Source organism: Pontibacter pamirensis, from assembly GCF_010015475.1.
Classification (GTDB): Bacteria; Bacteroidota; Bacteroidia; order Cytophagales; family Hymenobacteraceae; genus Pontibacter; species Pontibacter pamirensis.
The window spans coordinates 147,432-168,692 of the sequence record NZ_SSNI01000002.1 but is presented as its reverse complement, the minus strand read 5'-3'; the positions used below and the strand labels follow the sequence as shown (position 1 = coordinate 168,692).

Genomic DNA, 21,261 nt, shown 5'->3' with positions numbered 1-21,261 from the left:
CAATATATTTTAACATATAATGTACGACGTACCATACCATACCAAAGTTTTAAATAAATACACCTTCTTAGTAACAGGAGGAGCTGGTTTTATAGGCTCTAACATAGTGGGGTATCTTCTGAAGTATGGCGCAAAAAAAGTACGTGTCCTGGATAATTTTTCTACCGGTTCTCTGGAAAACATAAAAGAATTTAATAACAATCCTGCTTTCGAACTTATAGAAGGAGATATCAGAGACTTAGAAACATGCCATAAAGCTATAGCGGGAGTTGATTACGTTACCCACCAGGCGGCCTTGGGGTCTGTGCCTCGTTCTATCAACGATCCGGTTACCAGCAATGAAGTGAACATCAGCGGCTTTCTGAACATGTTGTTGGCTGCCCGTGATGCCGGAGTGAAGCGTATGATATACGCCGCCAGTTCAAGCACCTACGGCGACCACCCCGGCTTACCGAAGGTGGAAGATGAAATCGGGAATCCGCTGTCGCCTTATGCAGTCACCAAATATGTGAATGAGTTGTACGCCAGTGTTTTTTCAAAAACCTACGATTTTCATACCATTGGTTTGCGCTACTTTAATGTGTTTGGACCTAAGCAAAACCCAGAAGGGCCTTATGCCGCTGTCATTCCCTTGTTCATAGAGGCTGCGCTTAAAAGAGAGGCTCCTTATATAAATGGCGATGGAGAGACCAGCCGCGACTTTACCTTTGTGGAAAATGCAGTTCAGGCTAATGTAAAAGCCATGCTTGCAGGTGAAATAAAGCAACACGAAGTAATAAACATTGCTTACGGGGAACGCACGACATTAAATCAGCTTTGGAAAAAGATCTGTAGCATCACAAACGTAGACATAGCGCCAGAATACCGCGAGGAGCGCAAAGGGGATGTAAAACACAGCCTGGCGGATATCAGTAAGGCAAAAGAACTGGTTGGCTATAACCCACGTTTCTCTGCATTAGAAGGCTTGTACCTGGCCGTTGAATGGTACTCTGAAAATCTGAAGACTGCAACAGGGCAGGCATAGGCTGATAGCATACTGCCCTGCCATAACAGAGTACAAATCTATGTTCCAGCAAGGGCCGCAAACGTGTAGATGAGTCTAAAACAAAAAACACTGTCTGGTCTGATCTGGACCTTTAGTCAGCAATTTGGAGTACAGTTTATAAACTTTATTGTGTCCATCGTGCTGGCCAGACTCCTGATGCCATCAGACTTTGGCCTGATAGGTATGCTTGCTGTATTTATCAGTATAGGCACTACGCTCATGGACAGCGGCCTTACTTCTTCTTTGATCCGTACCACAGAACCAGACCAGAAGGACTATTCAACAGTGTTCTTCATCAATTTGATAGGCAGTGTTGTTGTTTGCCTGATTCTGTTCTTCTGTGCCCCTCTCATCGCATCGTTCTACGATCAGGAAATTCTGACAAGCCTGATCAGGGTTTATACCTTATCTTTCATTATAAATGCTTTTGCCGGTGTGCAGAAGGCAAAGCTAACGAAAGAGATGAACTTCAAAATGCAGATGACGATCCAGATCCCGTCTATTATATGTGGGGGGCTGCTGGGCGTTGCGATGGCTTATATGGGGTATGGGGTGTGGAGTCTGGTCTGGATGAACATCTGCCAGTCTTTTATAGCATCAGCGCAATTGTGGGTTCGGTCAGGCTGGGCTCCAAGCTTCGTTTTTGATATGGAACGACTGAAGTACCATTTTAACTTCGGGTATAAGCTCACGCTGTCAGGCTTGCTGAACTCCATCTTTAACAATGCATACAAACTGGTTATCGGAAAGTATTTTTCTGCTGCGCAACTAGGTTATTACACTAGGGCCGACTCTTTAAAGCAGTTACCGGTTCAGAACATTTCAACTGCACTGAATAAGGTTACTTACCCTTTGTTTTCTTCTATTCAGGATGACGAAGTGAAGCTTAAAGCAGCTTACCGGCGGCTAATGCAGCAGATTATTTTCTGGCTGGCTCCTGCCATGATTGTGTTGGCTGTGGTAGCAGAACCGCTTTTCCGGTTTCTTCTGGGAGAAAAATGGTTACCTGCGGTTCCCTTCTTTCAGATACTATGTGTTGTAGGTATTATGTACCCCTTAAACTCTTACAACCTGAACATTTTAAAGGTAAAGGGGAGGAGTGATTTATTTCTTAGGTTAGAAGTTATAAAAAAGGTTTTTATAACCGTAGGTATAATAGTTTCTGTGCCTTTTGGCATCTATGGCCTATTATACTTTCAGCTTATTTTCTCTATTGTAGCTTTTTTCATCAACAGCTGGTACAGCGGCAGAATGATAAACTACACGGTGTCAGAGCAACTGAAAGATATCGTGCCTGAGATGATGCTAGCCGTTCTGGTTGGTGCTGTAGGATGGGGACTGGACACTTACTTGTTTGCGTACGCCTTGCCATACGACGTAGTAAGAGTAATACTGGTGGGTGTCATATCCTTTGTACTTTACCTGGGAGTTAGCTATATGTCAAAGATGCCTGCCATTTTAGATTTCAGACAGTTAGTTTTTAAAAAATAGTCAAATAAGAGATCCCCCTTCTCGCTAGACTAGTTCAGCGGTGGGTTCTCTTCTGCTGCTCTAACAGGAACAGCCTTAAGTTATTCCTGTTATGATTCATGCTTTAGTGTAAAATGAGCTTTTTCCGCGCCCTAAGCAATAAAAGTTTAACAGGGCTTAAGTCAGTGCAATGACACTATAGTTTTATGTGCTAATCTGACGCTATTAGACTTGGCATATTATAGTATTATTTTTGGAGGCTTATCAAAAATAATACCAGTTGCAAAACCTCCTCTTTCGAACATGGTACGGGAATATTGTTTTCTCTGGCGTCTGCACTGTTCAGGAGGTACTTGCCGATTTAGACTTTAAGTAGTTGTGCTTTATACAGAAAAGCACCAGCAGGTGAAACTTTTTTTTAGCAATCCATGAATACAATGGTCAGATACTTCGTACTTCCTACAAGCAGTGGTTTACAGGCCAGGTCAAGCTACTAACTGAGCGGGGTAGGCCATTCACAAAACAAATCTATGAAAGAGCAGAATTTAAATTTAAAATTTATTAAAAGTGCTTTATCTGTAAATAACCCTTTCAATGATATAACTCAGGTAAGAGAATGGGTTAAAGAACAAAACTCGAAGGTATCAGTCAATATAAAGCGAATAACATTCGACCAGCTGGAGCAGTGGCATTTCTCAGAGAACGGTGCAAACCTGCAACACGATAGTGGTAAGTTCTTCTCTATTGACGGCATCAAAGTCCACACAAACTGGGGAGGTGTAAGCGAATGGGAGCAACCTATTATTAACCAGCCTGAAATAGGTTATTTAGGCTTTGTAACAAAAGAGTTTGATGGTGTCTTACATTTTCTGCTGCAGGCAAAAATAGAACCCGGTAATGTAAATAATGTGCAGCTGTCTCCTACGCTGCAGGCAACAAAGAGCAACTATACCCAGGTGCATAAAGGGAAGGCACCGGCTTATTTAGACTTGTTCGTGAACGCCAGGCCAGAGCAAGTGCTTCTCGACCAGCTTCAGTCGGAGCAGGGGGCCAGGTTCCTGAAAAAAAGAAACAGAAACATCGTTATCAAGGTAGACCATGATATCCCGCTCTACGACAACTTTATCTGGCTTACGCTGGCGCAAATAAAGCTTTTGATGGTAGAGGACAACCTGGTGAACATGGATACCAGAACTGTAATCTCAGGGATTCCTTTTGGTGACTTAGAGGAAGATATTGTTGACTTTTATAACGATACAAATCCCTCTATCAAGGAAAACCGGATCGCCTCAAAGCTGTTAAAGTCCACGCTGGTGCAGGACAAAGCACTGCATACTTCCGACGATATAATTAGTTTTATCACAAAGCAGAAAAGCTTCTTTGAACTGCATGTTGAAAGAGTCCCGTTATCATCGATTAGTGACTGGAAGATTGAAGCCGACAGCATCAGGCATGTTGATGACAAGTACTTTAAAGTGATTGCTACAAAGGTGGAGATTGAGAACCGGGAGGTGGTGAGCTGGTGCCAGCCCATGGTGGAGCCTGCTCAGGAAGGCATATGTGCATTTGTATGCAAGGAAATAGACGGCATGCTGCACTTTGCAGTACAAACAAAGTTAGAGGCTGGGAATTTCGACATCATCGAGTTTGCTCCAACCGTGCAATGCCTGACAGGTAACTATAGGACATCAGGTATAGAAAGCCTTCCGTTTCTGGCTTATGTGTTAGATGCAAAGCCCGATCAAATTATTTTTGACACGATTCAATCTGAAGAAGGGGGAAGATTTTATAAAGAGCAGAATAGAAACATGCTGGTGTTGGCAGGCGACGATGTGGAACTGCAACTTCCGGAAAACTACATCTGGATGACGCTGAATCAACTGCAAACCTTCATCAAGTTTAATAACTACGTAAATATTCAGGCCCGAAGCCTGATTGCAGCTGTTTCTTTTATGAACTAAAAAGTGAAATGAACGAAAACAAAGTAAAAATAGGTGTTCTTAGTACAGCCAACATTGCAGTCAGATCCATCATCCCCGCGATTATAGAACTACCAGATCAATTTGAGCTGGTAGGTATCGCAAGCAGGACCCTCCAGAAGTCTGAAGAAGTTGCCAGAACATTTAACACGAAAGCTTTCGGTGATTATGATGCTATTCTGAAGCCAGAGCTGCTTGACGCGGTTTATATCCCGCTACCCAATTCTATGCATTATGAGTGGGTGAAAAAAGCGTTGGATGCAGGTATTCATGTACTGGTCGAAAAATCGCTGGGCTGTAATCTGCAGGAAGTGCAGGAGTTAAACGAGTTAGCTGAATCTAAGGGCTTGGTGTTGCTGGAGAACTTCCAGTTTCGCTTTCACAGTCAGTTAGAGTTTATCAAAGAACAGGTCGAATCAGGTAAAATCGGGGCCATGCGTTGCTTGAGAAGCTCCTTTGGCTTTCCTCCGTTTGCGGATAAAGATAATATCCGGTATCAGGCCGAACTAGGAGGAGGAGCCTTGTTAGATGCCGCGGCTTATCCGACAAAGATAGTCCAGCTTTTTTTAGGAGAGGAACTGGAGGTGGCTGCTTCTAACCTAAATCATGAAGCAGACTCATCCGTTGATATATGGGGAGGAGCTTATCTGAAGCAGAAGAAAGGAAATCTGTTTGCCGAAATAGCCTTCGGTTTTGACCACTTTTACCAGTGCAACATTGAATTGTGGGGAAGCGAAGGCAAGATTTATACTAATAGAATCTTTACCGCGCCTCCCGGGTATAAACCCGAAGTCATTATAGAAACAAAGGAGGGCAAAGAAACAATAGAGTTGGAGCCAGACCACCACTTTAAGAAGATGCTGCTGAATTTTTCCCGTTTAATGCAATCTCCTGGGGCAAAATCCTCAGAATACAGGGGCAACATCAATCAAGCAAGACTACTAGAACAAATCAAAGCAAAGGCTAAATGAGCAATAAAAAGATATTTGTGACGCAACCGTCACTGGCACCGCTGGAAGAGTATGTGGAGATTCTGAGAGGAGTGTGGGAGAGGGGAATACTGACACATAACGGGCCTTTGGTTCAACAGCTGGAAAAAGACTTAGAGTCTAAATTAGGACTTGATTATTTTACAGTGGTTTCTAACGGCACCATTGCTATACAAATGGCAATCAAAGCCTTGGAGCTGAAAGGTGAGATCATTACAACACCATTTACTTGGGTAGCGACAGTAAGTGCTATAAAGTGGGAAGAATGTACCCCCGTGTTTTGTGATATCGATCCGGATACGCTAAACATGGATCCGGCAAAGATTGAGGCGCTGATTACAGATAAAACAGTGGCGATTATGCCGGTACATGTGTTCGGAAACCCCTGCGATGTAGAGGCGATAGCTGCCATTGCTCAAAAGCATGGTCTTAAAGTAATTTATGATGCAGCACATGCCATAGGTTCCACTTACAAAGGCAACAGCTTGTTAACTTATGGTGATATATCGGCAACAAGCCTGCATGCTACCAAGCTATTGAACACAGCCGAGGGAGGAGGATGCATCACCACCGATGCTGCGCTGGATGCCAGGCTAAAAAGAATCAGGTTCTTTGGCCACGATGAGAACAAAGACATCGTGGAAGATGGGTTTAACGGCAAATTAACAGAAGTGCACGCTGCCCTTGGTCTTGCCAACCTCAAGTATTACGATGAGGTTTTAGAGGACCGAAAGAATAAATACCAGTATTACATAGAGCGACTACAGGAGGTAGAAGGAGTGCGGTTTCAGGAGGTTAAAGGCGGTGAGACCAACTACTCCTATTTCCCTATCATTTTTGAAAGCGAGGAACAACTGCTGCAGGTTGAGAAAGCGCTGAATGCAGCCGACATATTTCCCCGCAGGTACTTCTACCCCTCAGTCAACACTTACACTAAGGTTGTGGCATACCAGGCGTGCCCTGTGTCGGAGGACATATCGGAGCGTATCCTGTGCCTGCCGCTGTACCTGAACCTGAAAGAGGGGGAGCAGGATAAAATATGTGAAATTATAAACACCTTGTAATGTATTTCCTCTTCATATCCTCAGGAGCTTCCTCCTGAGGATATGAAGAAATTTAGCAAACAGACAAGCGCCAAACCGGTACACATAGACGTGCGCTTAATTAGCGTATAATATATCTTGCACAGCATTTTTGTAGGTGTATGTTATGAGCGCCAGGCACGCTGGGGATTACTTCGCCTGGTGCATAAACGCTTCAGGCATGGTAATTACAAACAACAGTTAAATTATTAAATTTTATAAAAAATATGGGTTTTCTATCGGAAGAAGAACTACAGAAAATTGGCTTCAAGCACTTGGGCAAAGACGTGCAGCTGTCGGACAAATGTTCGATCTACAACCCCGGTAACATCGAGATAGGAGACAACTCCCGAATCGACGATTTCTCTTTTCTGTCGGCAGGCACCGGAGGTATTAAGATAGGGAATTACGTGCACATTGCCACTTACTGTTCTATAGTTGGCAAGGAACTGATAGAGTTTAAGGACTTCTCCGGCCTTGCGTCAAAAGGTTCAGTCTATTCCAGTAATGATGACTACAGCGGTGAGTTTATGACTAACCCCCGCGTACCTCAGGAATTTACAAACGTAACACATGGTAAGGTGATATTCGAAAAGCACGTAATTGTTGGTGCAGATTGTGTTATTCTGCCAAATGTCACCATCGGGTATGGTGCTGCAGTGGCAGCCTTTTCTCTCGTTTCAAGGGATGTGGAGGAGATGGCAATTGTGTCAGGGGTGCCGGCAAAGTTCCTTAAAAAGCGAAAAGACGGGTTTGCTCAAAAGGAAAAGGAGTTCATGAGTAAGTATAACCTGAAATTCGATAACCAGTAGTTCAATTGATGCATCGTATTCCTTTCGTAAGTGTATGCATGATCACCTACAACCACGAAAACTATATTCAGGATGCTATCGAAGGTGTTCTGATGCAGGAAACAAGTTTTCCGTTTGAGGTGATTATTCATGATGATGCTTCAACAGACAGAACCGCTGACATCATAAGGAAGTATGCTGCAGATGACGCACGTATTAAAACGATTTATCAAACCGAAAATCAGTATTCTAAAGGTATAAGGGCCTTTCCGCATTATGTGTGGCCTGAAGCTAGGGGCAAGTACGTCGCAGTGTGTGAAGGAGACGATTACTGGACAGACCCGCATAAACTTCAGAAGCAGGTGGATTTCCTGGAAAAAAATCCTGACTGCTCCCTTTGTTTCCATGCCATTGAAGTAAAGTCCTGCAGTGGAAAGGTTGAGCAGAGCCGGGTGATGCGGTATGCGGCTGCGCAGGGAACCGGCAAGTTTAACCCGCAGAAACTGCTAAAAACAGGGGCACCTGTTGCAAAGTTAGCTTCTTTTGTCTTGCCCTCCGAAATAGTGAAAAACTTGCCGAAGTGGTACTATGATGCCCCCATCGGAGACATTCCTTTAAAGTTTATCTGCGCCAGCAAAGGCGACTTCGGCTATATAGATGAGCCCATGGGGGTGTACCGGGCAATGGTGCCAGGTTCCTTTACTTCTAAAAAGGCTACGATGCCATATAGGCATATAGTGAAGCACTATCATGACACTGCTGACTATGTCAACTCGTTCAATGTGTATTCTGGCGGAAGGTATAAGCAGGAGGCCGATTCTTTTTTGAGAAGCAAGAAAAAGGGAAGTGCAGCCGCTATTATGAAACGGTTTGGACCGGTTAAAACACTAAAGTTTTTGTGGGAGAGCAGAAACAACTATATTCAATTATAAGTAGGATGTATGGATTGCTGTGTTCAGTGCTTTTTTATGTGCACTGCAGGTTCAGTTCGTGCTTCTGTACAGCTCAGGCCTGGATCAGCACAACAATCATAACCCAACATAGATAAATAACAGCATAATCATAAACAAAATATACTATGAAAGAACTACCCGTAACAGGACAGGAAGCCGAAAGTACAAGAACCTACTCTTCAGAGGATGTCACGGCCTTTGCCAATATTTCAGGCGATAAGAACCCTGTGCACCTGGATGAGGAATTTGCTGCGGGCTCTATTTTTAAGCAACGCATTGTACACGGCATGTTTGTGGCTTCCCAGATATCGGAACTTGTGGCTGCTAAGTTACCGGGGCCCGGCTCCATTTACCTGAACCAGACGCTTTCCTTTAAGCATCCTGTTTACCACGGAGACGAGATTAGGTGTGTGGCTAAAGTTGTAAACGTGAAGGAGGAGAAACGTATCGTGGAGCTTTCTACCCAATGTTTCAATACATCAGGTACTATTGTAATAGATGGTACAGCAATCATAAAACTTCTATAGACTATGGCTTTTTTATCAGAAGAAGACCTGCATAAAGTTGGTTTCAAAAGCGTTGGCAAGAACGTTCGCATATCAGACAAATGCTCCATATTCAATGCCGCCAACATCGAGATAGGAGATAACTCCCGGATAGATGATTTCTGCCTGCTTTCAGCTGGAAGCGAAGGAATCAGAATCGGACGGTATGTTCACATTGCACCCTACTGCTCCCTGATAGGAGAGGCCCTCATAGAGTTGCAGGATTTCTCCGGCCTCTCGTCTAAGGTAGCCATATATTCCAGCAGTGACGACTACAGTGGCGCGTCGATGACAAACCCATGTGTGCCGAAAAAGTTTACAGACGTACACAGTGGTAAGGTAACACTTGAAAAACATGTCATTGTGGGTGTAGGCAGCGCTATTTTGCCAGATGTAACAATAGGGTATGGTTCGGCAGTTGCAGCTTTCTCGCTTGTCTCAAGAAACGTGGAGGAGATGAAGATTGTGTCCGGCGTGCCGGCGAAACCGATGAAGGATCGAAAAGATGGGTTTATAGAAAAAGAAAAGGAGCTCCTGCGGGAGTCTCAGTAGTGCCTCATAACCTGTTAAAAAAGGAAAAAACCAACTATAAACAAAGATTTCGAATGCGGAGTAGTTTACTAGTGAGCGTATGTATGATCACTTATAACCACGAAAATTATATTCGTGATGCAGTAGAGGGGGTGCTTATGCAGGAGACTGACTTCGGGTACGAACTGGTAATAGCGAATGACTGCTCCCCTGATAATACAGATAGCGTTGTAGAAGACTACCTTCAGAATCACCCGAAAGGGAACAGCATCAGGTACTTCAGCCATAAAGGCAACTTAGGAATGATGCCTAACTTCCAGTTTGCCGTGCAGCAGTGCACCGGCAAGTATATTGCCCTCTGCGAGGGAGATGATTACTGGACAGACTCCCGCAAACTGCAAATGCAGGTAGACTTTATGGAAGCCAATCCCGACTGCTCCCTTTGTTTTCATGCCGCTGAGATTGTGCAGGAAGGTTCAGACGCTCCTATAAGTGTTAGGCGATGTGACATTGGGTCAGAGAAAGGCAGAGTGAATGCGCGGGAACTGTTAGACACAGGAGCTTCTGATGTGAGAACACCTGCCATCCTGGTGCGTGCCGATATACTGAAGGCTTTGCCGCAATGGTACTACCAGGCTCCCATCGGGGATATTTTCTTGAAATTTATCTGCGCCAGCAAGGGCGATTTTGGCTATATAGACGAACCCATGTGCGTATACCGGACCATGGTGCCCAACTCCTTTACCACCTCAAAAACCAAAATGGGCTACGAGAAAGTAGCGAACCACTACTACGAGACAGCTAAATTCATTGGTTTATTCAATGCATATTCTCAGAACAAATTTAAGCAAGAAACCTCCGCTTTCCTGAAGAAGAAGCGAAACGGAAGCGCCTCTGTTATCAGGAAACGCTTTGGATTGCTGAAAGCTTTGCAGTTCATGTTTGAAAGCAGATCAGGAGCTAAATTCAAAGAACCTTACATTGGGTCTAAGAGCATAAAAGCCATTGGATAAAGCGGAAGAGGTTTTTGTAAAAACGGAGATACCTTCCATGTCATTTACTGAACCTGCGCGTGGAGAATACGAAGCAAAGGCGCAATGAATTATTCCAGAAGTTTTTACAAACTTTTTTACCGCGCAAAAGCCCGTGCCACTGCTACACCTGGCAAACAGGCAAATCCATTGCAGCTGCCTTATAAGGCGGAACCATCCGGAGAAGTACCTTAACTGGGTTCAGTGCCATTGCAGTACAGGAGTATAGAAAAACAAGTACCTGCATGTATCAAAGACCTTAAAGAACAGGACGATGACTGATATATTTTTATGGGGGGCTTCCTCGCATGCACAGTGTGTTATCAACATTATACATAAAGAGAAGAAGTATAACATTAAATTTCTATTCGACCCAACGCTGCCTGAAAGAACCTCTGTTTGCGGGTATGATGTGTTCTGCGAACTGGAAGAGCTTAAGAGCGAGATTGCCAGCCAAAAAATCAAAGGCTATATCATAGCGATAGGAGATAACTATGTAAGGCGGAAAATGCACGATCAGCACAGGGACATTCTCGCAGACCTGGAATTTGTCACGACAGTAGATCCTACTGCACACATTCAGGCTGATGTAAAATTAGGGAAGGGAGTGGTAGTAATGGGAGGCGCGTATCTCGAGCCGAGTGCAGTGATGGAAGATGGCGCTTGGATTGGCATCTATGCCGTGCTGGGGCATGACTGCCAGGTCGGGAGCTTTTCCAGTGTGGCCATGAACTCCGCACTCGGTGGAAAAGTAGTGGTTGGCAATACCACGGCAATAAGTATGTCAGTCACTATCGTAAATAAACTACACATTGGTCATAACACCCTCGTAGGCGCTGGGAGCCTTGTTACCCGCTCTATAGGAGATGGCGTACTGGCGTTTGGCTCTCCGGCAAAAGTTATCAGAGAAAGAGCTTTAAATGAAGTGTACCTCTAAGAGCATGTTTAAATTTTGTTTTTGTAAGCGAAAATTGACCATAAAGGGTTCTGTCGAAACGGTTTTGGAGCTTCATAGCAGCGCTATGGAGCGAGAAAACTATGAAGTCATGTTCCTTTAGGGGCGGCTTGCAGCGCAAAGGATGAATTTTAAACATGCTCTAAGGGAGGCGCCAGCAAGAGATGGCACCGGAACAGCTATAGCGACCAAAAGCTGACAGAGAGCCAAAGGAGCAGGAACAACCATAAGCTGCCATAAGTCGTTACGTGCATTAGAAGGCCAGGAAGCATATGCCAGGCGCTGTATTAAAATACACGCCCCTGAAAACGCAAAGTGCTGGCCTGTATGATCTGTTCTTACACCTGCCTTAAAAGAGAGGAAGGTGCTTAAACTACCTGATCAGTTCTGAATATTGTTCCACATCATTAAATGAGATTGAATAAAGAAGCGATTAGAAATAGCCTGTATGGTACACTCAATGTACTGCAACCACTTTTCAGAAGGTTTTATAAGCGCGATAACCTTAGGGTATTAGCCTATCACACTATTCCAGACCCAGCTGCCTTTGAAAAGCAACTGGTTTACTTAAAGCGCCACTATAACCTTATCTCTGTTTATGACCTGATTGATCATATGGAGAAAGGCAAAAAGCTGCCAGACCGCCCCTTGCTGATTACTTTCGATGACGGCGACATGTCTATGTACACCCATGGCCTGCCGCTCTTTAAGAAATACAAGGTACCAGCGTTGCTGTTTATCATCACTGGACTAATCGGCACGGACACCCCTTTTTGGTGGAACACGGTGCAGGAGTATTATGGCAGCAGGGGTGAGGCAAACATTAGCTTAGCTAAGAAAAATGAGCTGAAGCGCATCCCCAACAAGGAGCGGCTGGCGGCCCTGGATAAGATGCAGGAGCACATTCCTGGGTTTCGGCAGGAGCAGCTAAGCAGGAAACAACTTGAAGAACTGAGTGGGCACCACATCACGATGGGAAATCATAGCCACACGCACCCTATGTTCGATCAGCTAACCGACGAGGAATGGGAGAAGGAGTTTGAACTGACAGAGGCTTTCTTTAAGATGGAGAACCTCCCGGGCTATCAGTGGTTTGCCTACCCTAACGGGAACTATGATGCCACCCGCGAGCATATTCTAAAAGAGCATCAGATCAAAGCGGCTTTTCTTTTCGATCATCATATAAATGATGCCTCCATTTCGCCACTTAGAATATCCAGAATAAAAGTAAACACCTACGATCCGTTGGCGGAGTTCAAAGTCAAGGTTTCAGGGTTACATGGTTATATCTCAAGAACACGTTCATGAAAATTTTTTATCTCATAAATACGCTTGGCGCAGGAGGGGCAGAGCGCTCTACAGCAGAAACTGCAAAGTATGCGCTGAAGCACGGGCACCAGGTTACTATCATCTACCTGCACAAAAAGCCTATCAGCATAGAGGAGGAGATAAAAGATGCTGGTATAAGGGTTATCCATTTAAGAGCCTCCAATTTTGTAAAGAGGGTATTTGCGCTCAGAAAGCTGCTCAAAGCAGAACGGCCTGACATTGTGCATTCCGTTCTCTTTGATTCCAATGTACTGATAAGAGTCGTGAAGTTCTTCTTGCCCCGGCAAAAGGTGATCCAGAGCTTGGTGAACACTCCCTATTCTGAAATAAGGATAAAGCATGCGGGCCTGCCCAGGTACAAGTTCAAGATCGTGCAGTTGGCAGATATGCTGACTGCCCGCCTGTCGCAGTCTCACTACCATGCCATTACCACAACGGTGCTGGAGCATTACAGACCCATGTTCAACATAAAGAAAGACCAAAGCTTTCTAGTGTACAGGGGCCGTGGCGAGAACAGGCACAGGGATTCCAGAGCGGCCATCAGGGAAAGGCTGAAGTTTGGAAATGACTTTGTGTTTGTCTCGGTTGGCAGGCAGGAGTTTGCCAAAGGGCATATCCTGCTGCTGCAGGCAATAAATAAGCTTGTGAAGGAAAGTAATGGCCCTGTGGCGGCAAAACTTATTTTTTTAGGGCGGGAGGGCTCCAAAAGCAATGAACTGAAGCGGTTTGTACAAGCGCATGATCTTTCGGCCTATGTTAGCTTCCTGGGTTTCAGGAGCGATGTGGAAGAAATACTGGTAGCCGCAGATGCCTTTGCCTTTCCATCTTATTATGAAGGTTTGGGCGGGGCACTGGTAGAAGCTTTAGCAGCTGGTTTGCCAGTCATATGCTCTGATCTGCCCGTGCTCAAAGAGGTGATAGGAAGCGAAGAGGGGGCTTTGTTTGTGGAAACAGGCAATAGTCAGGATCTAGCGAAGGCCATGCAGCGAATGATGGCGGATGAGACTTTAAGGGCCCGACTTTCACAGTATAGTATTGCCAGGTACCTTGAAGCGTTCCGGCAGGAAGATATCTACAGCCAAATGTTGTCCATGTATTCATCTGTTAGCGCATACTGATGGAAATAAGAGCACTAGAAAAGGAGAAAGACCTGGATGAGGTACTGGAGCTCCTCGCCCTGTCGTTAACAAACCCCGGCGATAAAGACTGGTATTATTGGAAGCACGTCGAGAACCCTTTTGGAGAATCTCCTGGCTTTGTGGCGGTGGATGAAGGAAAAGTGGTGGGGGTAAGGCTGTTCCTGAGGTGGAACCTGAACTATAATGGGAAAAAGATAAAAGCCCTACGGCCTGTAGACACAGCCACGCACCCTGATGCCCGCGGTAAAGGCATATTTAAGAAGCTGACACTGCATGGGCTCTCTGTTGCCAACGCAGATAACACCCATCTCATTTTTAACACGCCCAACAGTAACAGCTTACCCGGATACCTCAAAATGGGATGGCAACAGCTGCATGAGCCCATCCCGCATAGCTATTTTTTAGTAAATCATTTCAGAACCTGTTTACAGGTAAGACAGCACAATAACTTTGATTCATTCCAGTTTGCCTCAACCGACAGCAGCAGCTTTGTAGAGACAGAAAAGACACAGGAATTCTACAAGTGGCGGTACAAAGATAAAAGGTACGAAATAGCCAGCCTGGTGGATAACCACAATACCTTCATCGTCTATCAGATGCTGAAAGTGAAAGGAGTAAGAGTTTTATCAGTGACAGACTTTTACGGTGATGCAGCTTTATTTCAAATCTTGATCAGGTCCTTGGCTAAAAAGCTAAATGTATACATATGTCATTGCCTGGAGTACCCAACAGTGTTCTCAACGGCAGGCATAACAAAAGTTAAAAGAGGAAGTAGCCTGGTGGTTTACAAAGGGCCAACAGTTTATCTGGAATCACCCTGGAAGTTCTCGCCCGGAGATCTCGAGGGAGTATTGTAGTTAAAGCAGAAATCCAGAAGCTGATGAAAGTGTTATAAGACAATTAAACTTAATTATTTCATATTCTTATAGAGGTATAGTTGTTATATTTTATACTTTTTATTATTTTCGTCATAATACTAAGTGGCGAAGACAATCCTGTACCCTTCTAGCTATAATACTGTTTTATCGGAAAGCAAACGAGAGTAGAAGCTGCTCTGGCAAAGGATGTAATGTAAACAGGCGCTAACGCTACATTAGTGAAATTCATTCGTGCATCTAAATGAGGAGCTATGGAAATTCGAGCATTTGAATTAGAAAAAGATTTGGAGGGAGTATTGCAGCTTTTATCCATTTCACTTAAAAACCCGAAAGGTGAAGAATGGTTCCGGTGGAAACACCTTGACAATCCCTTTGGAAAGTCGCGTGGCTATGTAGCCATAGACAAAGAAAGAGTAGCTGGGATCAGGCTCTTTATGAATTGGAAGCTTACGTATGAAGGGAAAGCCGTAAAAGCACTTAGACCGGTTGATACGGCAACCCACCCGGAACATCGCCTGAAAGGGGTTTTCAAACAATTGACTGCTTTTGGTTTGTCAGATGCTAATGCAGATGATTCACACGCCATTTTTAATACGCCAAATAACAACAGCCTGCCCGGCTTGCTGAAAATGGGATGGCAGCAACTGCACAAGCCTATCCCGCACAGCTATTTTTTGATAAACCATTATAGAATTAGTTTACAGGTAAGGCAGCACAATAACTTCGATTCGTTCTTATTTGCCCCTGCCGGTAACCATAAACTGGTTGAGACAGACAAGACAGAAGAGTTCTATAAGTGGCGGTACAAAGACAAAAAGTACGAAATAGTGAGCCTGGTAGATGACAACAGTACCTTCATCGTCTACCAGATGCTGAAAGTGAAAGGGGTGAAGATAATAGCTGTTGCAGACTTCTATGGTCACCTTGACGTATTTCCTATCCTGCTCAGGTCTCTGGCCAAAAAGATGAACGTGTTCATTTGCCATTGTACAGAGTATCCTACGGTGTTTTCAACGGCAGGCATCACAAAAATTAACCGAGGAAGTAGTTTCGTCGTTTACAAAGGGCCGGAAGCTTTTCGGGAAGTACCCTGGAAGTTCTCCCCCGGCGACTTGGAAGCTATAATATAGATGAAAATATTACAACTTGTTACAAAGCGCCAGTACCGTGGCGCAGAGGTTTTTGCGGCCAATCTTAGTAAAGAATTAATAAGAAATAATGTTGAAGTAGTGTTTGCAGGCCTTTACAATGCCCCTGAAAACCCGCTTGAGGTTTCAGGGGCAAAGAACGTGGATTTAAACGGGAAGAAAGTCTTGTTCTCGCTGCAAACCCTAAAGCGCCTGAAAGAACTTGTGAAGCGTGAAAAGCCCGCAGTGGTACAGGCCAATGGCTCTGACACACTCAAATATGCTGTAGCCCTGCGGGTATACTTTCCTGGTTTACCAATCGTGTATCGTAACATCAGTATTGTAAGCACCTGGTTTGGGAACAGCCAGCTGAAGCTTATGCTCTACAAAAAGCTTTTTACCCAGGTGCAACACGTCAGTTCTGTCGGAGAAGAAGCCAAAAACGACTTTGTACACACTTTGGCGTATCCGGCAAAGCAGGCCTCTGTAACGAGAAGGGGTATACCCATGGAGCAGGTAGACAAACAGGAAGCCAAGCAAGCACTGTGCGCCATGTTCAACTTGCCCCTGGAGAGTCATATCATCATGCATGTGGGAAACTTCTCGCCGGAAAAAAATCACCGCTTCTTACTGGAGGTACTTAAAATGCTAAAGAGGCAGGACCCAAAGATAAAGCTTGTAATGGTAGGGGAGGGTGTTTTAGCTGAAACCATTCAAAAAGAGGCTGTGCAGGCTGGCCTTGATGACACGGTCTATTTTGCGGGCTTCAGGAGCCAAGTGCAGCAGATGTTGGCGGCGGCAGACCTGTTTGTGCTGAGCAGTACAGTAGAAGGGGTTCCAGGCGTTATTTTAGAAGCGGGAGCACAGAAAGTGCCAGCGGTAGCCGTAAACGTTGGCGGTGTGGGCGAAGTAGTGGTAGACGGTGAAACAGGAGTTCTGGTGCCGGAGCACGATGTACAACTTTTTGCAGAAAAAATTAGCAGCCTCTTAAATGACCAAGCTGAGCGGGAGAGGCTGGGGAATGGAGCTTACCGTCTGGTAACCTCAGAATATAACCCGGACAAGAACGCCAAGAGCTTTATCGACCTGTACCACTCTTTGTCTAAGTAAACATAAGCAAGGGTACAGCGCCACCTGTAACCTGCATAAGCTTTTCAGTTATTGATGTCCAGTATTGCAGAGTTGTTTCCCCCTAAATTTATTTTCTGAGAAATGGCCGCATCTTGCTGCATAGATTGTAACTGGTTAATGGACGATGTTCTTACCCCCTTCGACTCCAGCCGGAAGACGCTTATGCATGCTAAAGATGCGCAAACCGTTGCTCTCCCTTACCTGAGACGCAAAGCCTTCGCGCCCCACAACCAACCCGGGTAGTGGGGCGTACTAGTTCCTATGGCTGTTGTTCATGATGTGGACTACCTTGTGAAAGAGTTCTCCTTTGCCGGAGGACGCAGATTACTTTCAGGCCCGGACATGGCAAGTTCAACTATAGCAGTACTTATACACCGGTTGCCAAAGGAGTATACTCTACTGAATGTAAAGCGAACGCCTACAGCCACAGCGCAATAAAATGAGAACAGGAATGGAACCTATAGGCGCATGTTAGTATAGAAGCGCACCAGGTCCAGCATATAAAAGCTCCTGAAGGGTTGGGTGCAATTGGCAGTAAGTACATTAAATTAAAGTAAAATGCTGCCAGGTTGCTGCGCTAGACCTGACAAGGCATAAAAAAATCAAGTAAAACGATAGACTCACATGCAGGATAAACTAAAAGTCCTACACCTTATTAAGTCACTTGGCAGAGGTGGTGCAGAAATGCTGCTGCCGGAAACCCTAAAACTGCACAACCAGTCAGAATTCGAATTTCATTATGCTTACTTCCTGCCCTGGAAAGACCAGATGGTGCCAGCCCTGAAGGCGCAGGGCGTGAAGACGGTTTGCTTCGAAGCGAATGGTACCCTGCAGATGCTGACAAAGATAAGGAGCATCTGCCAATACGTGCGGCAGCACCAGATACAGATGATCCACAGCCATCTGCCCTGGGCTGGCATTGTGGCCAGAATAGTGGGGCGGCTCACAAATGTACCCGTAGTATATACAGAGCATAACAAGTGGGAACGCTATCATAAGATAACATTTTGGTTAAACAAGCTGACTTTTAAGTGGCAAAATGTGGCGATAGCCGTTTCCGGAGATGTAGAAGAGTCCATCAGGAAAAATGCCCCTGACATTGATTTTACGTCCCTTTCTTTAGATAGCTCCCAAGGAGAGACTGTAGAGGACGGTGGAATAATGGTGCAGGAAAGGGTGTCGACGCTTAAACTGAGTCGTTCACAAGTTTACCTCACAACCATATTAAATGGGGTAAACACCACGTTCTTTACAAGAGACATAGCAGGAGGCTTAGAGATAAGAGAAGAACTGGGTATACCAGCGAATGCCCCGGTAGTTGGAACAGTGGCAGTATTCCGGTTTCAAAAGCGGCTGGATCTCTGGCTGGAGATTGCCGCTGAAATTTTGAAACAGGTTCCGGAAGCACATTTCATAATCGTAGGTGACGGTCTTTTAAGAGAAGAGCTTGTTCAGAAAAGAAACGCATTGGGCTTAGAAGGACGTGTGCATATGCCAGGCCTAATAACAAAAGTAAAGCCTTACTTCAGCGCAATGGATGTTTATATGATGTCTTCTATTTTCGAGGGGCTGCCTATTGCCCTTTTGGAAGCCATGAGTTGCTCCTGTGCTGTAATAAGTACTACAGCCGGCGGTATAAATGAGTTAGTGGAGCATGACAAGAGCGGATATCTCTGCGAAGTAGATGACTATATGGTCTTGGCAGGTTTCGCGGTAGAGCTTTTTCAGAATCCATCCAAGCGGCAGTTACTGTCAGAAGGCGCGAGGTGGCGAGTACAGCAGGATTTTAGCATTGATAAGATGGTGGGGCAGTTGGAACAACTTTACATGGCCCTGCGTAGCCCTAACGAAAACCAGCAAACAGTTTAAAACGATTTTCCTCCAAAGTTTGGGTGGTTTGAAAATTTTCATTTCTGATTTAAAAGGCAAAGTGAGGGATGTCAGTTTCTGGTATTACTCATTTTGAGTTAAAACAGAGTTTTAGCAGAAATCTCTGAAAGCATGCTCAAAGGAAATAATTTATTATAAGCTCTGTAGTAAAGGGCTGCAAAAAAATAGCATACATACTTTACATATGAAGATACGAAAAGGACAAGAGGCAGATTTACCTGCTGTCGTTGATCTTTTAAAAGCATCCTTAGGTGATAGCCTGGTTCCGAAATCAGTAGAACTGTGGAAATGGAAACATGTTGACAATCCGCATGGCGCTTCTCCTGTCCTGGTGGCAGAGGAAGATGGGCGGATAGTAGGGGTAAGGGCCTTCCTGAAATGGCAATGGCTGCACAATGGTGTGCAGCATGAGGCGGTTAGGGCTGTGGATACGTCCACCCATCCTGATTTCCAGGGCAAAGGCATCTTTAAAAAGCTAACGCTTCAGAGTGTGGAGGATGCAAAGGCCGCAGGGGTAAGTTTTGTGTACAACACACCAAACGAGAACAGTAAACCCGGCTACTTAAAAATGGGTTGGGTGGAGAAAGGGCGCATGCCTTTAAAGCTGAAGATAAACCCACTGGCTTATAAAAACACCAAACTGCCCGGCATACCGGCACAGGATTGGGAAAAGCTAGACGAGCTGCTACCGCACCTGCGCAACCCCGTGGCTTCGTCGGGCCGTCTGCACACCGTGCTCAGCCCGGAGTATATCCGGTGGCGGTACAAGGATATTCCCCTTTTTGATAACTACTTCCTGACTGACTATGCTTCCTATGCTTTGTTTTACCGCTTCAAGGAGCACAGCTTTGGCCTTGAGTTCAGAATATTAGACCTTCTTACCAAACCCTGGGATTTCGATGGCGCGGCGCGGGCACAGTTGCAGGACCAACTGCAGGACGCTTCTAAAGGCTGCTTCCTTGTGTCTGCATCAGGCCGGCAATATGAGCTGCTGCGCGATACTTTCCCGGGCATGGGGTTGCTGCCAGTTGTTGCCAGAGGGCCCATCGTTACGCTCCGCAACCTGACATTACCCGAGGCAGCGTTCAAAGACCTGCAGAACGTGAACAGCTGGGGATATTCGATAGGGGACATGGAGTTATTTTAGTATGGCAGCAGCAATATTTCTATTAATCGTATTATACTTCGTTAACCAACCGATCATCAGGTACTTTAAGAATAAGCACCGGGTTCTGTCAACTAGTTTGATGAACTGGCTTTATCTGTACCACATGCTGTTTTGGATGATATATTATATTGTCGCTTCCTTCAACCCCTCTGACTCAAAAAAGTATTTCGGCGTATCTTCTACCTATACCCAGTCCTGGTTCAGTCTTTTTGAGGCTGGTACCAGTTTCATGTATTTTCTGGCGTACCCGTTTACCAACGTCTTAGGCCTTAACTATGCAGTGGCGATGGTGCTGTTTGCATGGTTTGGGTACATAGGCTTTCTGTACTTCTATGCTTTTTTCGAGGAAAACTTAAAAGTTCCTGTAAAAATAATGGGCTACAAGCTGGTCACGCTGCTTCTCTTCCTACCTAACATGCACTACTGGACATCCTCGCTGGGTAAGGGAGCTGTTGTCTTTGTAGGTATAGCGATGTTTGCTTACGCTTTGAAAGAACCTCAGAAGCGACTGCTGACATTGCTTGCTGGTTCTTTTATTGTTTACTTCGTCAGGCCGCACGTGTTCCTGTTTTTAGCGTTAGGTGCTGCCGTCGGTTATTTTACCGGACGAAAAAACGTGCCCTTCTATCAGAAAGCTGTTGTTTGTGTAGGCTTTATAATAGGAGGTGTGGTGCTTTATGATCAGGTGGTAGCCTTTGCGGGTCTTAATGAAGACAACGTATTGAGCAGCTTTGAGACCTATACCTCAGAACAGTCAGACCGCCTGGAAGAGGGTGGCTCAGGGGTAGACATTGACAGTTACCCGCTACCACTCAAGCTTTTCACGTTCTGGTTCCGCCCCTTGTTTTTCGATGTGGGTAACCCGCTGGGCTTTTATGTCTCTATCGAGAACGTTTTCTACCTGTACCTGACCGCACAACTACTTGACAAAGACTTTATCCCGTTTCTGAAGAGATCTTCCTCATTGGTTAAAATGAGTTTGGTAACGTTTCTTTCCTCGTCTGTAGCCCTGTCTTTTGTAATGGGTAACCTGGGTATTGTGATCCGGCAGAAAAGCCAGGTAATGTATTTCCTCTTCTTTGTGATTATTTCTTTTATGGAGTATAAGAGGCGGAAAATGATATATAAACGAAAGATGTTAAAGGAGAAGAAATTACAAGAGATGAAGCTACAAGAGCAACTAGCCCTAAATGAGCAACAGGTAGCGTAGTGCTCCGTATACAACATC

At 45.0% G+C, this 21,261-nt stretch carries 21 protein-coding genes; all 21 read left to right on the top strand.

Features of this window, described 5'->3' with window-relative positions; translation table 11 throughout:
- Nucleotides 1-19: 19 nt before the first annotated feature.
- The 21 genes from E1919_RS03515 to E1919_RS03420 all read left to right on the top strand — a co-directional run bounded on the left by E1919_RS03515 (nucleotide 20) and on the right by E1919_RS03420 (nucleotide 21,243).
- Nucleotides 20-1,024, top strand: coding sequence for an SDR family oxidoreductase (locus E1919_RS03515; RefSeq protein ID WP_162051951.1), 1,005 nt, complete (start codon nucleotides 20-22; stop codon nucleotides 1,022-1,024).
- Between the two features lie 69 nt (nucleotides 1,025-1,093).
- Nucleotides 1,094-2,536, top strand: coding sequence for a lipopolysaccharide biosynthesis protein (locus E1919_RS03510; RefSeq protein WP_162051950.1), 1,443 nt, complete (start codon nucleotides 1,094-1,096; stop codon nucleotides 2,534-2,536).
- 509 nt (nucleotides 2,537-3,045) lie between these two features.
- Nucleotides 3,046-4,476: an NDP-hexose 2,3-dehydratase family protein gene (locus E1919_RS03505; protein WP_162051949.1), complete on the top strand. Its 1,431-nt coding sequence runs from the start codon at nucleotides 3,046-3,048 to the stop codon at nucleotides 4,474-4,476.
- 8 nt (nucleotides 4,477-4,484) lie between these two features.
- Complete coding sequence (locus E1919_RS03500) at nucleotides 4,485-5,465, top strand: Gfo/Idh/MocA family protein (RefSeq protein ID WP_162051948.1); 981 nt, start codon at nucleotides 4,485-4,487, stop codon at nucleotides 5,463-5,465.
- A complete protein-coding gene (locus E1919_RS03495; RefSeq protein WP_162051947.1) occupies nucleotides 5,462-6,547 on the top strand; it encodes a DegT/DnrJ/EryC1/StrS family aminotransferase in 1,086 nt (361 codons plus the stop codon). The genes E1919_RS03500 and E1919_RS03495 overlap by 4 nt, the downstream gene beginning before the upstream one ends.
- Nucleotides 6,548-6,792: 245 nt before the next feature.
- The gene (locus tag E1919_RS03490; RefSeq protein ID WP_162051946.1) at nucleotides 6,793-7,377 is read left to right on the top strand and encodes an acyltransferase; all 585 of its coding nucleotides are present in this window, start codon (nucleotides 6,793-6,795) and stop codon (nucleotides 7,375-7,377) included.
- Between the two features lie 38 nt (nucleotides 7,378-7,415).
- Nucleotides 7,416-8,288 (top strand): glycosyltransferase family 2 protein, encoded by an 873-nt coding sequence (locus E1919_RS03485; protein ID WP_162051945.1) that lies wholly within the window; start codon nucleotides 7,416-7,418, stop codon nucleotides 8,286-8,288.
- A 146-nt stretch (nucleotides 8,289-8,434) separates the two neighbouring features.
- On the top strand, nucleotides 8,435-8,836 hold the full coding sequence (locus E1919_RS03480; RefSeq protein WP_162051944.1) for a MaoC family dehydratase: 402 nt from the start codon (nucleotides 8,435-8,437) through the stop codon (nucleotides 8,834-8,836).
- A 3-nt stretch (nucleotides 8,837-8,839) separates the two neighbouring features.
- Nucleotides 8,840-9,406: an acyltransferase gene (locus tag E1919_RS03475; RefSeq protein WP_162051943.1), complete on the top strand. Its 567-nt coding sequence runs from the start codon at nucleotides 8,840-8,842 to the stop codon at nucleotides 9,404-9,406.
- A gap of 83 nt (nucleotides 9,407-9,489) precedes the next feature.
- Entirely contained in the window at nucleotides 9,490-10,398 is a 909-nt protein-coding gene (locus E1919_RS03470; protein ID WP_237143978.1) for a glycosyltransferase, read from the top strand.
- Nucleotides 10,399-10,690: 292 nt separating this feature from the next.
- A complete protein-coding gene (locus E1919_RS03465) occupies nucleotides 10,691-11,353 on the top strand; it encodes a NeuD/PglB/VioB family sugar acetyltransferase (RefSeq protein WP_162051941.1) in 663 nt (220 codons plus the stop codon).
- Between the two features lie 429 nt (nucleotides 11,354-11,782).
- Nucleotides 11,783-12,679, top strand: coding sequence for a polysaccharide deacetylase family protein (locus E1919_RS03460; RefSeq protein WP_162051940.1), 897 nt, complete (start codon nucleotides 11,783-11,785; stop codon nucleotides 12,677-12,679).
- Complete coding sequence (locus E1919_RS03455; protein ID WP_162051939.1) at nucleotides 12,676-13,818, top strand: glycosyltransferase family 4 protein; 1,143 nt, start codon at nucleotides 12,676-12,678, stop codon at nucleotides 13,816-13,818. The genes E1919_RS03460 and E1919_RS03455 overlap by 4 nt, the downstream gene beginning before the upstream one ends.
- Complete coding sequence (locus E1919_RS03450; protein ID WP_162051938.1) at nucleotides 13,818-14,696, top strand: GNAT family N-acetyltransferase; 879 nt, start codon at nucleotides 13,818-13,820, stop codon at nucleotides 14,694-14,696. The genes E1919_RS03455 and E1919_RS03450 overlap by 1 nt, the downstream gene beginning before the upstream one ends.
- Before the next feature lie 272 nt (nucleotides 14,697-14,968).
- On the top strand, nucleotides 14,969-15,847 hold the full coding sequence (locus E1919_RS03445; protein WP_162051937.1) for a GNAT family N-acetyltransferase: 879 nt from the start codon (nucleotides 14,969-14,971) through the stop codon (nucleotides 15,845-15,847).
- A complete protein-coding gene (locus E1919_RS03440; protein WP_162051936.1) occupies nucleotides 15,848-16,954 on the top strand; it encodes a glycosyltransferase in 1,107 nt (368 codons plus the stop codon).
- A gap of 138 nt (nucleotides 16,955-17,092) precedes the next feature.
- Complete coding sequence (locus E1919_RS27880) at nucleotides 17,093-17,218, top strand: hypothetical protein (RefSeq protein ID WP_262888687.1); 126 nt, start codon at nucleotides 17,093-17,095, stop codon at nucleotides 17,216-17,218.
- Between the two features lie 18 nt (nucleotides 17,219-17,236).
- On the top strand, nucleotides 17,237-17,413 hold the full coding sequence (locus E1919_RS03435; RefSeq protein ID WP_162051935.1) for a hypothetical protein: 177 nt from the start codon (nucleotides 17,237-17,239) through the stop codon (nucleotides 17,411-17,413).
- A gap of 186 nt (nucleotides 17,414-17,599) precedes the next feature.
- The gene (locus tag E1919_RS03430; RefSeq protein ID WP_237143977.1) at nucleotides 17,600-18,844 is read left to right on the top strand and encodes a glycosyltransferase; all 1,245 of its coding nucleotides are present in this window, start codon (nucleotides 17,600-17,602) and stop codon (nucleotides 18,842-18,844) included.
- A gap of 205 nt (nucleotides 18,845-19,049) precedes the next feature.
- A complete protein-coding gene (locus tag E1919_RS03425) occupies nucleotides 19,050-20,012 on the top strand; it encodes a GNAT family N-acetyltransferase (protein WP_162051934.1) in 963 nt (320 codons plus the stop codon).
- Between the two features lie 100 nt (nucleotides 20,013-20,112).
- Nucleotides 20,113-21,243 carry a hypothetical protein gene (locus tag E1919_RS03420; RefSeq protein ID WP_162051933.1) on the top strand — a complete coding sequence of 377 codons (1,131 nt, stop codon included), beginning with the start codon at nucleotides 20,113-20,115 and terminating at the stop codon, nucleotides 21,241-21,243.
- Nucleotides 21,244-21,261 lie beyond the last annotated feature (18 nt).